Source organism: Stenotrophomonas sp. 05L413 (assembly GCF_056397945.1).
Map to the genome: position 1 here is coordinate 507,175 of NZ_JBFTOL010000001.1, position 14,371 is coordinate 521,545.

Annotated in this window: 15 protein-coding genes and 1 tRNA gene; 2 read left to right on the forward strand and 14 right to left on the reverse strand. The window is 65.8% G+C overall.

The annotated features are described in order from the left end of the window. The 9 genes from nuoE to AC1DIQ_RS02325 all read right to left on the reverse strand — a co-directional run bounded on the left by nuoE (nucleotide 1) and on the right by AC1DIQ_RS02325 (nucleotide 6,716). Nucleotides 1–528, reverse strand: coding sequence for an NADH-quinone oxidoreductase subunit NuoE (gene nuoE / locus AC1DIQ_RS02285; RefSeq protein WP_121038421.1), 528 nt, complete (start codon nucleotides 526–528; stop codon nucleotides 1–3). Between the two features lie 94 nt (nucleotides 529–622). Then, nucleotides 623–1,930, reverse strand: coding sequence for an NADH-quinone oxidoreductase subunit D (locus AC1DIQ_RS02290; protein WP_478049383.1), 1,308 nt, complete (start codon nucleotides 1,928–1,930; stop codon nucleotides 623–625). Then, nucleotides 1,927–2,679, reverse strand: a complete 753-nt coding sequence (locus tag AC1DIQ_RS02295) for an NADH-quinone oxidoreductase subunit C (protein ID WP_478049384.1) — start codon at nucleotides 2,677–2,679, stop codon at nucleotides 1,927–1,929. The genes AC1DIQ_RS02290 and AC1DIQ_RS02295 overlap by 4 nt, the downstream gene beginning before the upstream one ends. Before the next feature lie 32 nt (nucleotides 2,680–2,711). Then, nucleotides 2,712–3,266 (reverse strand): NuoB/complex I 20 kDa subunit family protein, encoded by a 555-nt coding sequence (locus tag AC1DIQ_RS02300; protein WP_019182677.1) that lies wholly within the window; start codon nucleotides 3,264–3,266, stop codon nucleotides 2,712–2,714. Further along, nucleotides 3,257–3,613 carry an NADH-quinone oxidoreductase subunit A gene (locus AC1DIQ_RS02305; RefSeq protein ID WP_026069699.1) on the reverse strand — a complete coding sequence of 119 codons (357 nt, stop codon included), beginning with the start codon at nucleotides 3,611–3,613 and terminating at the stop codon, nucleotides 3,257–3,259. Before AC1DIQ_RS02305 ends, AC1DIQ_RS02300 begins: the two co-directional genes overlap by 10 nt. A gap of 112 nt (nucleotides 3,614–3,725) precedes the next feature. Beyond that, a tRNA-Leu gene (locus AC1DIQ_RS02310) sits at nucleotides 3,726–3,810 on the reverse strand. A gap of 49 nt (nucleotides 3,811–3,859) precedes the next feature. After that, a complete protein-coding gene (gene secG / locus AC1DIQ_RS02315; RefSeq protein WP_478049385.1) occupies nucleotides 3,860–4,300 on the reverse strand; it encodes a preprotein translocase subunit SecG in 441 nt (146 codons plus the stop codon). Nucleotides 4,301–4,355: 55 nt separating this feature from the next. Continuing rightward, on the reverse strand, nucleotides 4,356–5,111 hold the full coding sequence (gene tpiA / locus AC1DIQ_RS02320) for a triose-phosphate isomerase (RefSeq protein ID WP_121038430.1): 756 nt from the start codon (nucleotides 5,109–5,111) through the stop codon (nucleotides 4,356–4,358). 669 nt (nucleotides 5,112–5,780) lie between these two features. Continuing rightward, nucleotides 5,781–6,716, reverse strand: coding sequence for an isopenicillin N synthase family dioxygenase (locus AC1DIQ_RS02325; RefSeq protein WP_121038433.1), 936 nt, complete (start codon nucleotides 6,714–6,716; stop codon nucleotides 5,781–5,783). A 397-nt stretch (nucleotides 6,717–7,113) separates the two neighbouring features. Between AC1DIQ_RS02325 and AC1DIQ_RS02330 the strand changes: the two genes are divergently transcribed. Beyond that, nucleotides 7,114–8,265 (forward strand): glycosyltransferase family 4 protein, encoded by a 1,152-nt coding sequence (locus AC1DIQ_RS02330; RefSeq protein ID WP_121038436.1) that lies wholly within the window; start codon nucleotides 7,114–7,116, stop codon nucleotides 8,263–8,265. Further along, entirely contained in the window at nucleotides 8,252–9,106 is an 855-nt protein-coding gene (locus tag AC1DIQ_RS02335) for a polysaccharide deacetylase family protein (protein WP_121038438.1), read from the forward strand. Before AC1DIQ_RS02330 ends, AC1DIQ_RS02335 begins: the two co-directional genes overlap by 14 nt. A gap of 72 nt (nucleotides 9,107–9,178) precedes the next feature. On the opposite strand, the gene glmM is transcribed toward AC1DIQ_RS02335, so the two are convergent. The 5 genes from glmM to trpB form a co-directional block, all read right to left on the reverse strand. Then, nucleotides 9,179–10,531 (reverse strand): phosphoglucosamine mutase, encoded by a 1,353-nt coding sequence (gene glmM / locus AC1DIQ_RS02340; protein ID WP_121038441.1) that lies wholly within the window; start codon nucleotides 10,529–10,531, stop codon nucleotides 9,179–9,181. Then, nucleotides 10,531–11,415 (reverse strand): acetyl-CoA carboxylase, carboxyltransferase subunit beta, encoded by an 885-nt coding sequence (gene accD, locus AC1DIQ_RS02345; protein WP_019182669.1) that lies wholly within the window; start codon nucleotides 11,413–11,415, stop codon nucleotides 10,531–10,533. Before accD ends, glmM begins: the two co-directional genes overlap by 1 nt. Nucleotides 11,416–11,553: 138 nt before the next feature. Next, nucleotides 11,554–12,366: a tryptophan synthase subunit alpha gene (trpA, locus tag AC1DIQ_RS02350; RefSeq protein ID WP_121038444.1), complete on the reverse strand. Its 813-nt coding sequence runs from the start codon at nucleotides 12,364–12,366 to the stop codon at nucleotides 11,554–11,556. 1 nt (nucleotide 12,367) lies between these two features. Further along, the gene (locus tag AC1DIQ_RS02355; RefSeq protein ID WP_478049386.1) at nucleotides 12,368–13,066 is read right to left on the reverse strand and encodes a hypothetical protein; all 699 of its coding nucleotides are present in this window, start codon (nucleotides 13,064–13,066) and stop codon (nucleotides 12,368–12,370) included. Beyond that, on the reverse strand, nucleotides 13,063–14,289 hold the full coding sequence (trpB, locus tag AC1DIQ_RS02360; protein ID WP_121038450.1) for a tryptophan synthase subunit beta: 1,227 nt from the start codon (nucleotides 14,287–14,289) through the stop codon (nucleotides 13,063–13,065). Before trpB ends, AC1DIQ_RS02355 begins: the two co-directional genes overlap by 4 nt. Nucleotides 14,290–14,371: the final 82 nt, after the last annotated feature.

The window sequence follows — 14,371 nt, forward strand, 5'->3', positions numbered from 1 at the left end:
TTACTCCAACCCGTCCAGCAGCTCGTCGACTTTCTCGACGGTCAGGCGCTCGTGGTAATGGCCATTGATGACCATCATCGGCGCACCGGCGCAACCGGCCAGGCATTCTTCTTCGCGCTTGAGGTAGATGCGGCCATCGGCGGTGGACTGACCGGTCTTGCACCCGAGCTTCTTCTCGGCGTGCGCGACCAGGTCTTCGGCACCGTTCAACCAGCAGCTGATGTTGGTGCAGAAGGCGACGTTGTGGCGGCCGACCTTCTCCAGTTCGAACATCGAGTAGAAGCTGGCGACCTCGTAGGCCCACACCGGCGGCAGATCCAGGTACTTGGCGACGCCGGCGATCAGCTCGTCGGTCAGCCAGCCCGCATTCTGTTCCTGTGCGGCGTGCAGGCCCTGCAGGACAGCCGAGCGCTTGCGATCCGGCGGGAACTTGGCCAGCCAGTGATCGATGTGCGCACGGGTCTTGTCATTCAAGACCACCATCGGGTCGACGTCACGCGCCGCCTCGAAATTACCTGTCGCCTTCATCGGCCGACCTCAGCGAATACGAAATCGTTAAAAACCAGAGCCTGCAGCGCCGGCAGCAGCCGGCGGGTGTCAGGCGTCGTGCAAGCGGATGCGATCACCGGTCCACCTCGCCGAACACCAGATCGTAGGTGCCGATCATGGCCACCACGTCGGCGAGCATGTGCCCGCGCACGATCGAGTCGATCGAGGACAGATGGGCGAAGCCCGGCGCGCGCAGATGCACGCGGAACGGCTTGTTGGCACCATCGGACATCAGGTAGCAGCCGAACTCGCCCTTGGGCGCTTCGACGGCGGCGTAGGTTTCGCCGGCCGGGACGCAGTAGCCTTCACTGAACAGCTTGAAGTGATGGATCAGCGCTTCCATGTCGTCCTTCATGTCTTCGCGGCTGGGCGGCGCGACCTTGAAGTTCTTGACCATGACCGGACCCGGATTGGCCTTCAGCCAGGTCACGCACTGCTTGATGATGCGGTTGGATTCGCGCATCTCGGCCACGCGGCACAGGTAACGGTCGTAGCAGTCACCTTCCTTGCCGAGCGGGATGTCGAACTCGACCGCGTCGTACTTGGCATACGGCTGCTTCTTGCGCAGATCCCAGGCAATGCCCGAGCCGCGCAGCATCACGCCGGTCATGCCCCAGGCATGGGCCAGTTCCGGGGTGACCACGCCGATGCCGACCGTACGCTGCTTCCAGATACGGTTGTCGGTCAGCAGGGTTTCGTATTCGTCGACGCGCTGGGGGAATTCAACGGTGAAGTTCTCCAGGAAATCCAGCAGCGAACCTTCGCGCGAGGCGTTGAGGTTCTTCAGGGCCTTGCCCTTGTGCCAGCGCGATTCCTTGTACTTGGGCATGTGGTCCGGCAGGTCGCGGTAGACGCCGCCCGGACGGTAATACGCCGCATGCATGCGCGCGCCGGAGACCGCTTCATAGCAGTCCATCAGCTCTTCGCGCTCGCGGAAGGCGTACAGCATGACCGCCATCGCGCCCAGATCGAGCGCGTTGGACCCCAACCACATCAGGTGATTCAGGATGCGGGTGATTTCGTCGAACATGGTGCGGATGTACTGGGCACGCTCGGGCGCCTCGATCCCCATCAGGGTTTCGATCGCGCGCACATAGGCGTGCTCGTTGCACATCATCGACACGTAATCCAGGCGATCCATGTAGCCGATCGACTGGTTGAACGGCTTGGACTCGGCCAGCTTTTCGGTACCACGGTGCAGCAGGCCCACGTGGGGGTCGGCACGCATGATGGTTTCGCCGTCCATTTCCAGGATCAGGCGCAGCACACCGTGCGCGGCCGGATGCTGCGGGCCGAAGTTCATCGTGTAGTTGCGGATCTCCTGCCGGAGTTCGGCCGGATTGCTCGCAAAGGCCTGGCTGGCCTGGTGGAATTCACTCACTTGCTTGCCTCCGTCTGCGCGCTTTCGCCGGCAGCGGTCTGGAAACGGGCGTCGTCACGGATGACACGCGGCACGCCGACGCGCGGCTCGACCGAGGTTACCGGCTCGTAGATCACGCGCTGCTTCTCTTCGTCGTAGCGCACTTCGACGTTGCCGATCAGCGGGAAATCCTTGCGGAACGGGTGCCCGACGAAACCGTAGTCGGTCAGGATCCGGCGCAGGTCCGGGTGACCTTCGAAGATCACGCCGAACAGATCGAACGCTTCGCGCTCGAACCAGTTCAGGCCTGGCCAGATGTTGGTCAACGACGCGACCACCGGCAGCTCCTCGTTCGGCGCAAAGCAACGGATGCGCATCGTGAGGTTGTGCTGGTAGGAACGCAGCTGGGTAACCACGGCGAAACGCTGCAGCGGGATCGGCTGCGGCTGGGCGCCATCGCTGGTTTCGCGGGTGGGGAATTCACCCCAGGCGAAACGGCCGACGGACTTGCCCTCCACGCCACGGCTGAAGCCCTGGGACGACACATCGGCCGTATCCCATTCGTCGCTGCCATAGCCGAGGTAGTCCAGGCCGCACAGGTCAACCGCCTGCTCGAAACCGAATTCGTCGCGCAGCGCCAGAGCGGCGGCATGCCAGTCAGCGGCGGGCACTTCCAGCGTCACTTCGCCGCGGGGTTCGACCACGAAGACCTGCGCACCTGCGAAACGTGCGGAAAGTCGGTCGATGAAGGAATGTGCTTGCTCTGCCATGGGGGCTTGGCGTGCTCTTGTCAGGAGGGATGTCAGCGGGCGATGGTCTGCGTACGCCAGATCTTCTTCTGCAACTGCAGGATCCCGTACACCAGCGCTTCGGCGGTAGGTGGGCAGCCGGGGACATAGATGTCCACCGGCACCACGCGGTCACAGCCACGCACTACTGCATAGGAGTAGTGGTAGTAGCCGCCACCGTTGGCGCAGCTGCCCATCGAGATGACCCACTTCGGGTCCGGCATCTGGTCATAGACCTTGCGCAGGGCCGGAGCCATCTTGTTGACCAGGGTGCCGGCCACGATCATCACGTCGGACTGACGCGGCGACGGGCGGAACACCACACCGTAACGGTCAAGATCCAGACGCGCCGCACCGGCGTGCATCATTTCCACTGCGCAGCAGGCCAGACCAAAGGTCATCGGCCACATCGAACCGGTACGCGCCCAATTCAACAGCGCATCGACGCTGGTGGTCACGTAGCCCTTTTCGAGCAGGGGGTTGTCGCCTTCGGGGCGCAGGATGTCATCGACCCGCCCTTCCGGGACCGGGTTGTTCATCAGGCCGTCGAGCGTCTGAATTACTCCCATTCCAGCGCTCCCTTCTTCCAGACGTAAATGAAACCGAGGAAAAGCATGCCTACGAAGAGGCCCATCGTGACCAGCGAACGTGCGCCCAGTTCCATGAAGACCTGGGTCCACGGCACGATGAAGATGATTTCCAGATCAAATACGATGAACTGAATCGCGATCAGGTAGTAGCGCACATCGAACTTCATGCGCGCGTCCTCGAAAGCCTCGAAGCCGCATTCGTACGGCGAGAGCTTTTTAAGATCAGGACGTCGGGGACCGAGGAATCGGCCAACCAGCATCAGCGCAACGCCGATACCGGTGGCAACGATCAGAAACAGCAGAGACGGCAAATATTCGGCCAGCACAGCGATTCTCTCTTGCCTCTGCCGCTGCGCCTGCAGGCGCTTTGGCATGGGGGAGTGGACGGATACCGCTACCTGGCGCTTTGCGCGCCAGACGAACCCGCTTACAAACAAATGGTGCCCAAGAGGGGACTCGAACCCCTACGACTCTCGTCGCTACCACCTCAAGGTAGTGCGTCTACCAATTCCGCCACCTGGGCTTACGATCGCACCGGTTGTTCTCCAGTGCGCCGCATATTGTAACCGTCTTCAGCGAGTCTGGGTGCCTTCCGAAGGCTTTTCTTCACCAGATTTCGGCGTTTCCGCCTGAGCCGGCACAGTGGCCGACGGAACAGGCTGCTGCGACGGGGTTTCCGGGGCCTTCGGCACGACCGGAAGCTCGCCTGCCGGTGCGGCCGGCGCAGTGGCGGCCGGCGCCGACATCAGACCCAGATCCTGCTGCGCCGCCGGGCGCGAGCCATGGCTGGCGTACCAGGCCATGAAGAGGCTGATACCGAAGAACACCACGGCCAGCCACTTGGTCGACTTGGACAGGAAGTTGGACGCGCCACGCGCGCCGAACACAGTGCCCGAGGCACCGGCACCGAAACCCGACCCTGCGGCCGCGCCGGAACCACGCTGCATCAGGATGAGCGCGATCATGGCCACTGCGACCAGCACGTAGACCACATTGAGGATCAACATCAGCATTTCGAATCCGTCCTCGGACATGTCGTGCCGGCGGTTGGGCCGACAACGTAACTAATTAGCGCCCCGCCGCCGCGGCAGCGATGGCAAGGAAGTCCGCGGCCACCAGGGAGGCGCCGCCCACCAGCCCACCATCGACATCGGGCTGTGCGAACAGTTCCGCGGCGTTGTCGGGCTTCACGCTGCCGCCATAGAGGATCGACAGTGAATCCGCAATTCTAGCATCGAGCTTGGCCACTTCGCCACGGATGAACGCGTGGACCTGCTGGGCCTGCTCCTTGGAGGCGGTCCGGCCGGTACCGATGGCCCAGACCGGCTCATAGGCGACTACAGCCTGGGCGAAGCCGGCGGCGCCGACCAGTTCCAGCACCGGGGCGAGCTGGGCGGCGATGACCGCCTCGGTCTGATGGGCCTCGCGCTGTTCGAGGGTTTCGCCCACGCACAGGATGGGGGTCAGGCCGGCATGCAGGGCGGCGGCGAACTTGCGCGCGACCAGCTCACTGCTTTCGGCATGGTACTGGCGGCGTTCGGAGTGGCCGACCAGGCCATAGCGGGCACCGACTTCAGCCAACATGGTGGCCGAGACTTCGCCGGTGTAGGCGCCCTTTTCGTTGCTGCTGACATCCTGGGAGCCAAAGGCGACGGCGCGCCCTTCGAAGGCTTCGACCAGTTCGCCCAGGTATGGGAGCGGCGGCAGGACCACGACTTCGACGCCCTGCAGTGGGAGGTCGGCAACCAGGTCACTGACCAGGTCGGTGGCGAATTGGCGGCTGCCGTGCAGCTTCCAGTTACCGGCGACGATCTTGCGGCGCATGGCGGGGGCTCCTTTGGGTATCAGCCGGCCATGATAACGGATGCAACGAAATGGCGTTGGCGAGAAAACGCTTACATTTCAATTGGATATTTATTTTTCGTTGCGGCCCCAAGTCAAAAGCAAGGGCGACGGGGCCGGTGGACGTGCCCGGACTGGGCGGGCGTGGGTGGGTTGGCGGGACACGCCGTAAACCCCGCTCCGCGGCCCGGCCCAGCCGCTGGCGGCTGTGCGTTCGAACGCATGCGAGGCAGTGCCTCGCAAGCAATGCGCTCTCACCCATGGGGGCTCGAGATGCGCCTTCCATGGCGCATAACGGTCCCGCCAACCCACCCACGCCCACCCTCTGACAGTGTGTCGGCTTGCATGGGACGGCTAAGACGCGGTGGGTCGGCGTTGAATCTGCCCTGCTCTCCGGCGAGGCAATCTGTCGGGGCGAGCGCTGCCATGCCCAGCCGGGACCGTCGGGCGCCATGGATGGCGCACGTCGAGCCCCCATGGACGGGTTTACGGCGCGTCCCGGCTGGGCATGGCAGCGCTCGCCCAACACGGGGCAGCGAATAGCCAAATGCAACCAGGGCAGCAATGTTTGGAGCCAGCCAGAGGCAGGCAATACACGAAACGAAGAAGGCCGCCTTTCGGCGGCCTTCGTTCTTGCTCCGGTAGGATCGCTTACTTCAGCTTGATCTCGCGCAGGCGCTCTTCCAGGAAGCCGTGGGCGGTGATCGGCTCCGGGTAGCGGCTCGGGTTTTCCGGGGTGATGCAGGTCGGCAGCACGTCGATCAGGAAATCCGGGTTCGGGTGCAGGAAGAACGGCACCGAATAACGCGGCTGGCGCGCCTGCTCGCCCGGGGGATTGACCACGCGGTGGATCGTCGAGGGATACACATGGTTGGTCAGGCGCTGCAGCATGTCGCCGATGTTGACCACGATGGTGTCCGCGTCCGAGGTGAACGGCACCCACTTGCCCTCGTGCGACTGCACTTCCAGGCCGGCGGCGCTGGCGCCGACCAGCAGCGTGATGAAGTTGATGTCGCCATGGGCACCGGCGCGCACGTTCGGGATGTTCTCCGCGGTGATCGGCGGGTAGTGGATCGGACGCAGGATCGAGTTGCCGTTGTTGGTCTTGTCGGCGAAGAAATCCTCCGGCAGGCCAATGTGCAGGGCCAGCGCCGACAGGACGCGCGAACCCAGCTTGTCCAGCGCCTGGTAGATGGCGTAGCCGCGTTCACGGAAGTCCGGGACCTCGCTCGGCCACAGGTTCGGGGCCATCACGTCACGGTACTTGGAGTCGTCCGGGATCTCACGACCGATGTGCCAGAACTCCTTCAGATCGAAGTGCTGCGAACCCTTGGCGGTCTCCACGCCGAAGGCGGTGTAGCCGCGCGCGCCGCCGCTGCCGGGCACGTGGTACTGGCGCTTGGTCTCTTCCGGCAACGCGAAGAAGGCCTTGAAGACCTCATACGCGGCGTCGATGTCGGCCTGCGGAATGCCGTGGTTGCGGATGCCAGCAAAGCCCCATTCGCGGTAGGCCGCACCCAGCTCGGCCACGAACGCGTCGCGGTCGGTGTCAAAACGGGTGATATCGAGGGTGGGGATCTGGCTCACAGCGATTCCTGCTTGTTCATGGTGGTCGGTGGGCCAGCTGTGGCCCGGCTGAACATTGTGCCAGAACGGGCCAACCCCGCCACCGATACATTGATACAAACCGATACAATGCGCGCGCCCAGACGGCCAGAACGGGCTAACGGCGACGCTCACGCGCCGCCCCCCTTTACTCCCAGCGTCGCCCGGTCCGCCTCATGGATGCCCTGCCCTCCCCTCATCGCCGACGGCGTTGCGCTGGCTCACGCCGGCAGGGCCCAGCGTGTGGCCAATGGACCCGCATGACCCTCCACCCACGGCACCGCACAGCGCATGGGATGCGCTGGCGCGATCCCGCAGGCAATGACGATGGCCGCCCGCGCATGCCACGGGCGCTTTTCCACACATGGACTGTCCACCGATGAACGTGCCACTGAAAATTCTCCATACCGAGGCTGCCAAGGGATTTGGCGGGCAGGAGATCTACATCTATCGCCACATGCTGGCCATGCGCGAGCGCGGCCATGACGTCTCCCTGCTCTGCCAGCCCGGCGCCCGCCTGGGCGAGATGGCGCGCGAAGCCGGCTTCACCGTCCACGCGCTGAAAATGGGCGGCCTGCTGCGCATGCTGCGGGGGATCTGGTCAGTCTCGCGCCTGGTGCGCCGCCAAGGCTACGACGTGGTCAACACCACCAGCCGCCGCGACAGCCTGATCGCCGCTGCCGGCGCACGCCTGGGCGGCACGCCACTGGTGGTGCGCTCGCGCCACCTGATGAGCCCGATCAACTCGCTGCTGACCTACACCGGCCTGCCCCACCGGGTGATGACGGTGAGCAGTTTCGTGAAGAAGCTGATGGTCAGCCGCGGCATCGAGGACGCGCACGTCGGCATCGTCCCGCCGATCGCAGTACCGCCGCAGTGGTCGCAGATCGCCAAGCGCGATCCTTGGCAGTGCCTGCAGGACACCCGCGCGGACGTGCGCGCGGAGCTGGGCTTCAACGACGAACAGATCGTGGTCGGCTGCGTCGCGGTGCTGCGCGAGCCCAAGGGCCACCTGGAACTGCTGCAGGCCATGGCGCCGCTGTGCCGCGCCGATGCGCGCGTGCAGCTGGTGATCGTCGGCGACGGCCAGCCGGTGATGGACCGCCTGATCGCCCTGCGCGAGCAGCTCGGCATCGCCGCCCAGGTGCACTTGCTGGGCTACCGCCAGGGCGCTTGCCGGCTGATGACCGGTTTCGATATCTTCGCTCTCGCTACCCACAAGGAGGCAGCCGGCACGGTGTTTCTCGAAGCTGCGTACGTCGGCGTGCCGATCGTCGCCACGCGCGTGGGCGGCGTGCCGGAGATGGTGGTGGAAGGCAGCAACGCCCTGCTCGCACCGCTGGGCGATCAGGCTGCGTTGACCAACGCACTGCGCACCCTGATCGAGCAGCCCGACCGCCGCCAGCAGATGGGCCTGGCGGGCTGGGAGTGGATGCGCAGCGCCCACCGTTTCACCCCGACCGGTCACACTGAAGCGACCGAACACTATTACCACCAGTGGTTGAAGGAACTGGGCCATGGCCAACGCTAGATCCGTCCCGGTGCTGATGCACCACCATGTCTCCCCCTCTCCGGGGATGATCACGGTGTCGCCGGAGAACTTCGAAAGCCAGATCGCCTGGCTGGCGGCCAACGGCTGGACCTCGCTGACGCTGGACCAGTACGCAGGCTTCCTCGCTGGCAAGCCGACCCCCGCCAAGTCGATCGTGATCACCTTCGATGACGGCTACCTGGACAACTGGGTGTACGCGCACCCGATCCTGGCCAAGTACGGCATGCACGCGGTCGTGTTCGTGGTCACCGGCTGGATGGGCGAAGGCGATGTCCGCCCGCATGCCGGCCAGGCCGGCGCCACCCTGCCCGCAACGCCGGACCATCGCGGCTGCGAGGCGGCGATCCTGCGCGAGAACCGCCCGGACGAGGTGATGATGCGCTGGAGCGAAGCGCGCGCGATGATCGCCGCCGGCACGTTCGAGGTGCACTGCCATACCCACACGCACACGCGCTGGCTCAAGCAGGATATCTCCCGCGAGCACAAGCGCCAAGGCATCAGCGGCGACCTCTCGGTGGCACGCGAAGTGCTGCAGCAGCAGCTGGGAACGGTCTCGGACACGCTGTGCTGGCCGTACGGCGATTTCGACGAGGACTACGTGCAGATCGCACGGGCGCAGGGCTTCAACTACCTGCATACCACGCATCCGTTCGGCCGCAACGTGGTCGGCGGCGATCCGGGGCACATCTATCGGTTCGCGATCCGCAACCGGCCGGCGAGCTGGCTGCGCAAGCGCATCGCCTACAGTTACCACCCGTTGATCGCACCCCTGTTCAATCGCTTCAAGGCGAAGAAGAAGAAGATGGTGGCGGGGCCGTAACGCACCACGCCGCTGCAACGAAAACGCCCCGGTCTCCCGGGGCGTTTTCAGTTTCCGGCATCCCTGCCCGGCTCAGGCCGCGGCAGCTGCCTTCACCGCTGCCGAGAGGCTGTCCAGCGTGGACTGCATCAGCTCGGCGCTGTCGGCCTCGACGGTGACGCGCACCACCGGCTCGGTGCCCGAGGGGCGCAGGAACGCACGCCCACGCCCTTTCACTGCCTGCTGCGCAGCCGCCAGCGCGGCCTGCACGCTCTCGGCCTGCACGGTCGCCTTGGCCGCGCCCTGCAGACGCACGTTGACGGTCTTCTGCGGCACCTTGTTGAGCACCGACAGCGCCTGGCGCAGCGAGGTCCCGTCACGGCGCAGCACTTCCAGCACCTGCAGCGCGCTGACGATCGCATCACCGGTGGTGGCGCGATCCAGGCACAACAGGTGACCGGAGGCTTCGCCGCCGAGCACGCCATTGTTTTCCACCAGGGCCTGATGCACGTAGCGGTCGCCGACGTTGCTGCGCTGGAACGGGATGTTCAGCCGTTCCAGTGCCTGCTCCAGGCCGAAGTTGGTCATCAGCGTACCGACCACCGGACCATGCAGGCGCCCACTGCGCTGCCAGGCCTGGGCCAGCACGAACAGCAGATCATCGCCATCGACCGGATTGCCCTGGTCATCGGCCATCAGCACGCGGTCGCCGTCGCCGTCGAAGGCGATACCGAAATCGGCCCCAACCTCACGCACTTTCGCAGCGAGATTGTCGATGTGCATCGAGCCGACGCCATCGTTGATGTTCAGGCCGTTGGGCGCATCGCCGATGCTGATCACCTCCGCGCCCATCTCGCGGAACAGCAGCGGGGCGACGTGGTACGTAGCACCGTGCGCGCAGTCGAGCACGATCTTCAGCCCGCGCAGATCGAACCCGCGCGGCACGCTGGCCTTGCAGAATTCGATATAGCGGCCAACCGCATCGCGGGCACGCATGGCCTTGCCCAGCCGCTCGGACTCGACCGTGGTGAACGGCGCATCGAGCGCGGCTTCCAGCGCCAGCTCGGTGGCGTCATCGAGCTTCTCGCCATCGGCGGAGAAGAACTTGATGCCGTTGTCGTAGTGCGGGTTGTGCGAGGCGCTGATGACGATACCCGCATCCGCACCGAGGGTGCGGGTGAGGAAGGCTACCGCCGGCGTCGGCATCGGGCCGAGCAGCTGCACATCGGCGCCGGCGGCGACCAGCCCGGCTTCCAATGCGGCTTCGAACATGTAGCCGGAGATACGGGTGTCCTTGCCGATCACCACCACCGGGCGGTGCCCGTTGCGCTCGGTCAGCGCACGCCCGAGCGCATTGCCCAGGCGCAGCACGAAATCGGCGGAGATGACGCCCTCACCGACCTTGCCGCGGATGCCGTCGGTGCCGAAATACTTGCGCGACGCCATCAGGCCGCCGCATCCGGTGCGGGTGCGGGCTGACGCGCCAGCATGGCCAGGATCTCCGACAGGCGGTCACGCATCTCGCGGCGGTCGCAGATCTGATCGATCGCACCGTGCTCGAGCAGGAACTCCGAGCGCTGGAAGCCTTCCGGCAGCTTTTCGCGCACGGTCTGCTCGATCACGCGCGGGCCGGCGAAACCGATCAGTGCCTGCGGCTCGGCGATGTTGATATCACCCAGCATCGCGAACGAGGCCGACACGCCACCGGTGGTCGGATGGGTCAGCACCGAGATGTACGGCAGGCCGGCATCGCGCAGGCGACCCAGCGCGGCCGAGGTCTTGGCCATCTGCATCAGCGAGAACAGGCCTTCCTGCATGCGCGCGCCGCCACTGGCGGAGAAGCACACGTAGGGCGCGCCGATCTCCAGCGCCTTTTCCGCAGCCAGCGAGAAACGCTCACCGACCACCGAGCCCATCGAGCCGCCCATGAAGGCGAAATCGAAGGCCGAGGCAACCAGCGGGCGGCCCTTCATCAGGCCCTGCATGGCGATCAGTGCGTCGTACTCGCCGGTGTTCTTCTGCGAGGCCTTGATGCGCTCGCTGTACTTTTTCTGGTCCTTGAACTTGAGCAGGTCCGTCGGCCCCAGGCGCGCACCGATCTCGGTGGTGCTGTCCGCATCGAACAGCGCGGCCAGGCGCGCACGCGCGCGGATGGCCATGTGATGGCCACACTTGGGGCAGACTTCCAGGTTCTCTTCCAGCTCAGGACGGTAGAGCGCGCTGCCGCAGCTGCTGCACTTCTCCCACAGGCCCTCGGGGACGCTGCGCTTTTTGCTGGGGACGTTGTCGGTGCGGATGCCAGACGGCATCAACTTGCTGAGCCAACTCATGCGGGATGCTACTTCCGTTCAGGGCGGCCCGGGGGCCGCAAAGGCGGACAGTCTAGCTCACCGTTTCCATGCTCGGGCACCCCCCGGCGGTTGCCGGGGGGCTGACGTAAACCATTCTGGTACGTACGTTTACGTGCTTCAGGCGGCGTCGAGGGCACGTCGCAGCGGCGTGAGGAATGCCTGCGCGGTTGCTGCCGCAGCCGTGGCGTCGGGCGCCTCACCCAGTGCAGCCACCAGCGCACTGCCTACCACCACGCCATCGGCCTCCACGGCCATGGCCGCGGCACTGGCCGCATCCTTGATCCCGAAGCCGGCCACCACCGGCACGCTGGAGCGGCGGCGCAGGTCGCGCAGGCGGGCACTGGCCGCACTGCTGTCCAGGCGTTCGGACGCGCCGGTCACGCCGGCGAAGCTGACGTAATACAGGTAGCCCTGGGCCATCGCGGACAGCGTATCCAGGCGGGTATCGGCGGTCGTCGGCGAAGCCAGCAGGATCAGCGCCAGGCCGGCCGCGGTGAAGATCTCGCGGGTTTCTGCCGCTTCTTCCGGCGGCAGATCGACCAGCAGGATGCCGTCCACGCCGGCGGCGATGGCGGACTGCGCGAAGCGGGCCGTGCCGTGGATCTCGACCGGGTTGAGGTAGCCCATCAGCACCACCGGGGTAGTGGCGTCGTCCTTGCGGAACGCGGCGACGGTTTCCAGCACATAGCGCAACCCTGCCCCACGGGCCAGCGCACGCTCGGAGCTGCGCTGGATGGTCGGGCCGTCGGCCATCGGGTCGGAGAACGGCACCCCGAGCTCGATCACGTCCGCACCGGCGGCGGCCAGTGCATGCATCACCGGCACGGTAGCCTCCAGGCCTGGATCGCCGGCGGTGATGAAGGGGATCAGCGCCTTGCGGCGCTCATCGCGCAGGCGGGCAAAACAGGCATCGATACGGTCCACGGACATCTCAGGCACATCCTTCAATCAGTTCAACGGCGCCACTGGCGCCCCAGTACAGCTTCGATATCACCCCGTCGAAGATCTCCAGCCGGATCGCCAGATCCGAACCGGGGTCCTGCCAGGTCAGGTACTCGCCCGTTTCCGGGTCATAGGCATGCGGTGCGCGCGTACTGCCGGGCGGCAGACGCTTGAGCGCTTCATCCAGCGTCATGCCCAGGCGCAGCCCGAACGGCCCCGGCTGGGTGATGGCCTCGTAGGATTCCTCGATCGGGGCCAGCTCGAAGCGCTGCACGTGGTCATCCTCGACCATCATCGAGACGCCTTCGGGCAGGTTGCCACGCTCGTAGTACTCGCAGGCGCCGCTGGGCTCGCCTTCGCTCAGGCCGGCCGAATGCCACGGGCCATCGGCGGCGAGCTCGGTGAAGCGCTGCCCGATCACCACATCGCCGGCATGATCCAGCGCGACCGAGACTACCGACGGCGCAGCGTCATCCACAACGGGCGCATCGGCAGCCTTGGGCGGTTCCGGCGCGTCCTCGATCGGGCGGTTGGCAATGTCATCGTCATTGCTCGCCAGCTGCCGCGCCGGCGCCACCGCGCCCAGAGGCGCGGCAGGGGCCGGCAACACCGGCGGATCCGGCGGCGCGCAGCCGGTCAGGCCGACCACCATCAGCAGCGCACTTCCCTGGCGCAGCAGCGGATTCACAGAACGAGACCCTCGCGGGCAGCGATGGTGTGCACGTCTTTGTCGCCACGGCCGGACAGGTTGCACAGCACCAGCTTGTCGCGCGGCAGATCGCGCGCGATCTTGATCGCCTGGGCCACCGCATGGCTGGATTCCAGCGCGGCCAGGATGCCTTCGCTGTGGGCCAACTGGTGGAACGCAGCCAGCGCTTCGTCATCGGTGATACCGACATACTCGGCGCGGCCGGCATCGGCCAGGAACGCATGCTCCGGGCCGACGCCCGGATAATCCAGGCCGGCCGAGACCGAATGGGTTTCGGTGATCTGGCCGTCATCGTCGCAGATCACATAGGTGCGGTTGCCGTGCAGCACACCCGGGCGACCGGCCGCGATGGAGGCAGCATGGCGCCCGGTCTCGATGCCGTCGCCAGCGGCTTCGGCGCCGACGATGCGCACGTCGCGGTCGTTGAGGAAGGCATGGAACAGGCCGATTGCGTTGCTGCCACCACCGACGCAGGCGGTGATCGCATCGGGCAGGCGGCCGTAGTCGGTCAGCATCTGCGCGCGCGCTTCACGGCCGACGATCGCGTTGAAGTCACGCACCATGCGCGGGTACGGGTCCGGGCCGGCGACGGTGCCGATGATGTAGAAGGTGTCGCGCACGTTGGTTACCCAGTCGCGCATCGCTTCGTTGAGTGCATCCTTGAGCGTGGCCGAGCCGGAGGTGACCGGCACCACCGTCGCCCCGAGCAGCTTCATGCGGTAGACGTTGATCTTCTGCCGTTCGATGTCGGTGGCACCCATGTACACCACGCATTCCAGGCCCAGCCGGGCGGCCACGGTGGCACTTGCCACGCCGTGCTGGCCGGCGCCGGTCTCGGCGATGATGCGCGTCTTGCCCATCCGCGCGGCGAGCAACGCCTGGCCGATGGTGTTGTTGATCTTGTGCGCGCCGGTGTGGTTCAGGTCCTCGCGCTTGAGCAGGATCTGCGCGCCGCCGACCTGCTGGCTGAGGCGCTCGGCGTGATAGATCGGGCTGGGACGGCCCACGTAGTGGGTCAGGTCCTTGTCGTAGGCGGCGATGAAGGCCGGATCGCGCCGCGCTTGGTCATAGGCGGCCGCCAGTTCCTGCAACGGTCCGATCAGGGTCTCGGCGACGAAACTCCCGCCATAGCGGCCGAAATGGCCGTTGGCATCGGGGTAGGCGTGGAAATCGACGATGGGGGAGACGGGGGAAGCAGACATAGCGCGACAGCCGGTGGAGACAGGCTGCCAATTTAACGCACCTGTCATGACAGGAATATCGATAATATCTGCCACGACCTGT

Excerpts from the sequence above, each read along its gene's own strand:
- nuoE (WP_121038421.1), bottom strand. The coding sequence starts at position 528 with ATGAAGGCGACAGGTAATTTCGAGGCGGCGCGTGACGTCGACCCGATG.
- AC1DIQ_RS02295 (WP_478049384.1), bottom strand. The coding sequence starts at position 2,679 with ATGGCAGAGCAAGCACATTCCTTCATCGACCGACTTTCCGCACGTTTC.
- AC1DIQ_RS02300 (WP_019182677.1), bottom strand. The coding sequence starts at position 3,266 with ATGGGAGTAATTCAGACGCTCGACGGCCTGATGAACAACCCGGTCCCG.
- secG (WP_478049385.1), bottom strand. The coding sequence starts at position 4,300 with ATGCTGATGTTGATCCTCAATGTGGTCTACGTGCTGGTCGCAGTGGCC.
- tpiA (WP_121038430.1), bottom strand. The coding sequence starts at position 5,111 with ATGCGCCGCAAGATCGTCGCCGGTAACTGGAAGCTGCACGGCAGCCGC.
- AC1DIQ_RS02330 (WP_121038436.1), top strand. The coding sequence starts at position 7,114 with ATGAACGTGCCACTGAAAATTCTCCATACCGAGGCTGCCAAGGGATTT.
- AC1DIQ_RS02335 (WP_121038438.1), top strand. The coding sequence starts at position 8,252 with ATGGCCAACGCTAGATCCGTCCCGGTGCTGATGCACCACCATGTCTCC.
- glmM (WP_121038441.1), bottom strand. The coding sequence starts at position 10,531 with ATGGCGTCGCGCAAGTATTTCGGCACCGACGGCATCCGCGGCAAGGTC.
- accD (WP_019182669.1), bottom strand. The coding sequence starts at position 11,415 with ATGAGTTGGCTCAGCAAGTTGATGCCGTCTGGCATCCGCACCGACAAC.
- trpA (WP_121038444.1), bottom strand. The coding sequence starts at position 12,366 with ATGTCCGTGGACCGTATCGATGCCTGTTTTGCCCGCCTGCGCGATGAG.
- trpB (WP_121038450.1), bottom strand. The coding sequence starts at position 14,289 with ATGTCTGCTTCCCCCGTCTCCCCCATCGTCGATTTCCACGCCTACCCC.